The following is a 4,183-nucleotide window of genomic DNA, read 5'->3' on the forward strand; positions in this document are numbered from 1 at the left end:
TATTAAAAATCCACCAATAAGTGATGTAATAACGAATAAAAATGCTCCGAGTATTCCAGTAAAGAAAACAAGTTTATTTTTCATTCATATTTGTTATTCAAGCTTGCAGGTAACGGTTCCGGCTATGACCCGACGCCTCGATGGACAGACCAACCCCGGATTGATTAATAAACTCTAAAGTAGGAAAATTTCCCTAGCCTTGGCCGGCGATGGGCCATAGCCGTTGTTATGCTCAGTTGTATTTTCAGAATTCCCGCCATTATTGTCCGTAATCTTTATTGTTGACTATTCATCATCTAAACCCAGTGCCCTTTTTGCATGCAGAGAAACTAGGAAATATTTGTGGTCTATATAATTGCGAATCAGGTCATTGATACGATCACTTTGAAATTTTATTAAATCATAAAAGATTATCGATTCAACCTCGTATTTGAACTTGAAGTTTTGAAATTCTTGATAGGCAATAGCTTCCATTTTTAAATCACCATTTCTAATTTCGGTAATAAATGAAGCCCATTTAATTCTTACGGCAGGAGAACTTGCTTTATTCAACCATATTTCCATATGATTGGTTGCCTCTACGGAATTCAGTTTGACCAGAGTTTCTGCTATTAGGTAGTCACCATCATCTTTGATCATTTGAAGAAGTCTTTCCTTCACCTGATCTAGTTCTAATTGGTTCAATCCTGTGAGAATGTGATCGTTTGAAAAGCCTTCTCTTTCCTCCCTTGTTGGTGGTGGGATAATTCTCTTAATTAACCGATCTATTTCATTCATCTGAAGAATTGAGCACAACGGTCCTGGCTATGGCCCGTTGCTTCAAAAGCCCAGACCACCCAGGAATGATTTATATAAACCTAAGATAGAAAATAAACACTACGCTTGGAGAGCAATGGGCTATAGGCGTTGTTGTAAAACGTTCATTGTCTTGAAAATTGCAAATAACCATCGGTATAGTACGAAATCTCAGGATCACAACAAGTCCATTGCCCAGATCCCTTTAAAACCAGAGTATTTTTATTTAGAGTAATTATTTCATACGAATCGAAATAATCATCTCCTATGAAAACAAGAACTCCGTTTTCAAGTTTCCAGGGTTCTGTATTGAAAATATTACCGGTCTGAAATCCAGGAGGACATTTATCATTGTCACCCGGACCAGTATAGATAATTCGGCCAGAATAATCATTTTCCAATACTAGAATGCTTTGTTTCTTACATCCATTCCATTGAGAAAAAAGATCGGTAGATGCTTGTCCATCTTGGTTTATATCAATAGGATTATCATCGTACCATGCAATCAATTTCCAAGAACCAAAAATTTCGTCTTGATCGGTGTTTGTAGTATTGGAACAACTATTTAAAAAAACTACAATTAGGAGAAAAGCAAGATGTTTTTTCATGGCTTGTTTACCATTTAGATGGGGAATAGGGAAAATGGTTGTTTAATGTTTTACAACGGCCCCGGCTATGGTTTGGCGCCTGGAGGCGCCATGTTTCCGGATTTGTTATTTATTAGACCTAAAATAGAAAAAAATCCCGACCCCGGCCGGCGCTAAACTATAGCCGTTGTTACCTAACGTAGCTAGCACCGCCCAGACCCCTTGAGAGTTCCCAGATCTCCACAGGCACTTCCCAGAAAAACCCCCGAGTGAAGACCATAGCAAAAGAAGGAACTTTGGTCATGGAGCGACCTTGGCTTTACAAAAGGACTTTGAGTTTTGACTAGAAGATAAACGCTATGGTAGGTAACGGTGACGGCTATGACACGGCGCTTGCGAGCTCAAACCTTAGCAAGACCAGATTTATTTTAACTAAGATAGGAAATAAGCGCAGACCTTTGAGAGCGATGGGTTATAGCCGTTGTTACACAACGTTTATTTTTTCAGGCCTTTATACGCAACCTCTAGGGGATGCAACAATTCATTTACTTGACAGTACATATCAGTAATCATTCTACTGCCCTCAGTTAAGACCTCGTATTCGTACTCAATTTCACCAGGATAATATTCCCTAAATCCGGTTATAAAGATCTCTTCTTTAAAGGTAACCTCGAGTTTTGATGAATCTTGAGAAACAATGTCTGCTGAATTAAAATGTTCCATTTCTACTATCTTAATTGGATTTCCCTCGTGACAATAAATGATGAATTTTATTGTTCCTCTAGGACTCAGTGACGCAAGGGATACTTTGTAAATAGTATCATTCTTACTCCAAACTAGAAATTCTGAATCATTGATTTTTGTTTGCTCTGTAAGTTCCTCCCAATTAAGTACGGAGCGTTTTAGCTTCTCATTCTTATCAATTAAGGAAACTGTATTCTCAATTGATTGAATGTCCATTTTTTGTCCTAAAGCAGACAAGAAAACTAGCAGAAATATAGCTGTGAATTGCGTTTTCAAAATGTTGTGTAACGGTTCCGGCTATGGTTTGGCGCCTGGAGGCGCCAGCCTTCCGTCTTGTTTTTGTTAATCCCTAAAATAGCAAATATTCCCAGACCTCAGAGGGCGATGAACCATAGCCGTTGTTGTGGTGCGTAATTACCTAGATATTACTTATCGAATCTGTTTTGGAGGTGGAGGGGGAGGTGGAGCTGGAGGTGAAGGTGGTTTAAAGTAAGGGACATAATCCGTAATCCATATTCTTAGATTATTGATAGTATCATTTTCAATGTCCAGCTTAACAAATGCTTCCAATACAGCATTTAGTTTATGCAAATTATTTTCTGATACAGAGATGTTAATTATCATATTTTCTGCATTCTCGCTCCAATTTGGATCAAAACCATTATTTGAAATATCATGTTCTATAACATCTTCTAATTCCCTTAAATGAAATAAATTATTTTCCCAGGGATCTGTGTATCGTTTTTGCAGACTGTCATTGTGGATAATTATTACGTTACGTTGTTTGATTAAAATATCACCAACTTTATCCCAACAAGGTGTAGTCAAATAAAACTTGTGGCGAATATTATTTCTAGATTTATCAATTGTTGGGATGCTATCAGCACAGACAATTTGATCAATTCGGTTTAGAAACTCGGAATATTTGGAATAATCGGACAAGGTCAATGAAACTCCTTTTTCCAGCAGAGTAGAATCCTTCACCCCATGAATGACCACGGGATTTACGTCTGTGTTTTTGTTATTCCGACATCCAGATAATAAAATGAAAAATACTACTATCAGTAATCGATTAGAAATGTTCATTTTATGCACCACAACGGTTCCGGCTATGGTTTGGCGCCTGGAGGCGCCAGCCTTCCGTCTTGTTTTTTTATACCCTAAAATAGCAAATAATCCCAGACCTCTGAGGGCGATGAACCATAGCCGTTGTTGTAATGCGTTTATTTTATTCGTTCATATTTTCTTCGATAATAAAATAATGAAAGACTATCTGGGTCGTGATCTCTTAGGATCATTTGCTTTTCGGTTAACAACTCTACGACATAATACCTAGATCCCAACTTCAGAATAGAGTCAATTAATTTATACTCAAATTCTTGTTTGCCTATTGATTCCCATCCTGTTAGATCAGAGTTTAATTGAATAATCATCCCATTACACGAATATTCAAACTCCTCATCCGTAAAAATGTCCCTACCAGTCGTCGTGCCATCTTCAAGCTCTTCATGATAACATTGCCATTTACCAACTAGCTTTTCGTTACTTGTCTGAATAGTTAACCAAGAAATTGAAATTACAATTATGAATGAGATCAACATTCTCATAGGAAAAATGCATTACAACGGTCCTGGCTATGGCCCGGCGCCTCGATGGACAGACCAACCCCGGATTGATTAATAAACCCTAAAGTAGGAAAATTTCCCAAGCCTTGGCCGGCGATGGGCTATAGCCGTTGTTCTGCACCGTGCCGACACGTCTGAGTAAACACGCTCCCTCCGTGCTGCCGTATCCCTCCGTTCCCCTCCGCAACGCCGAAAAGATATGCCGACCAACCGTATGAGTGATCCGCACAGTCGTAACCCTTGCGTAACCCTTGCGAACTACCGTAAAGCTTTGCGTTATAAAACTAAAAGGAGGTATGGTGTAGAACGGTTCCGGCTATGGTTTGGCGCCTGGAGGCGCCAGCCTTCCGTATTGATTTGTTAATCCCTAAAATAGCAAATAATCCCAGACCCTGGTGGGCGATGAACCATAGCCGTTGTTGTAATGCGTTT

At 39.0% G+C, this 4,183-nt stretch carries 4 protein-coding genes; all 4 read right to left on the reverse strand.

What is annotated here, in order from left to right:
- Window positions 1–285: 285 nt before the first annotated feature.
- The 4 genes from GWK09_RS14780 to GWK09_RS14795 all read right to left on the reverse strand — a co-directional run bounded on the left by GWK09_RS14780 (window position 286) and on the right by GWK09_RS14795 (window position 3,125).
- Entirely contained in the window at window positions 286–777 is a 492-nt protein-coding gene (locus tag GWK09_RS14780) for a hypothetical protein (protein WP_163694242.1), read from the reverse strand.
- Window positions 778–920: 143 nt separating this feature from the next.
- A complete protein-coding gene (locus GWK09_RS14785) occupies window positions 921–1,403 on the reverse strand; it encodes a lipocalin-like domain-containing protein (RefSeq protein ID WP_163694243.1) in 483 nt (160 codons plus the stop codon).
- Window positions 1,404–1,877: 474 nt separating this feature from the next.
- Window positions 1,878–2,363, reverse strand: a complete 486-nt coding sequence (locus tag GWK09_RS14790; RefSeq protein ID WP_204260487.1) for a hypothetical protein — start codon at window positions 2,361–2,363, stop codon at window positions 1,878–1,880.
- A gap of 192 nt (window positions 2,364–2,555) precedes the next feature.
- The gene (locus GWK09_RS14795; RefSeq protein ID WP_204260488.1) at window positions 2,556–3,125 is read right to left on the reverse strand and encodes a hypothetical protein; all 570 of its coding nucleotides are present in this window, start codon (window positions 3,123–3,125) and stop codon (window positions 2,556–2,558) included.
- Between the last annotated feature and the right edge of the window lie 1,058 nt (window positions 3,126–4,183).

The sequence above is a fragment of the Muriicola jejuensis genome (assembly GCF_010671595.1).
Classification (GTDB): Bacteria; Bacteroidota; Bacteroidia; order Flavobacteriales; family Flavobacteriaceae; genus Muriicola; species Muriicola jejuensis.

Bases quoted from the DNA above. Each gene is read 5' to 3' on its own strand.
- GWK09_RS14785 (WP_163694243.1), bottom strand. From the start codon at position 1,403: ATGAAAAAACATCTTGCTTTTCTCCTAATTGTAGTTTTTTTAAATAGT.
- GWK09_RS14780 (WP_163694242.1), bottom strand. From the start codon at position 777: ATGAATGAAATAGATCGGTTAATTAAGAGAATTATCCCACCACCAACA.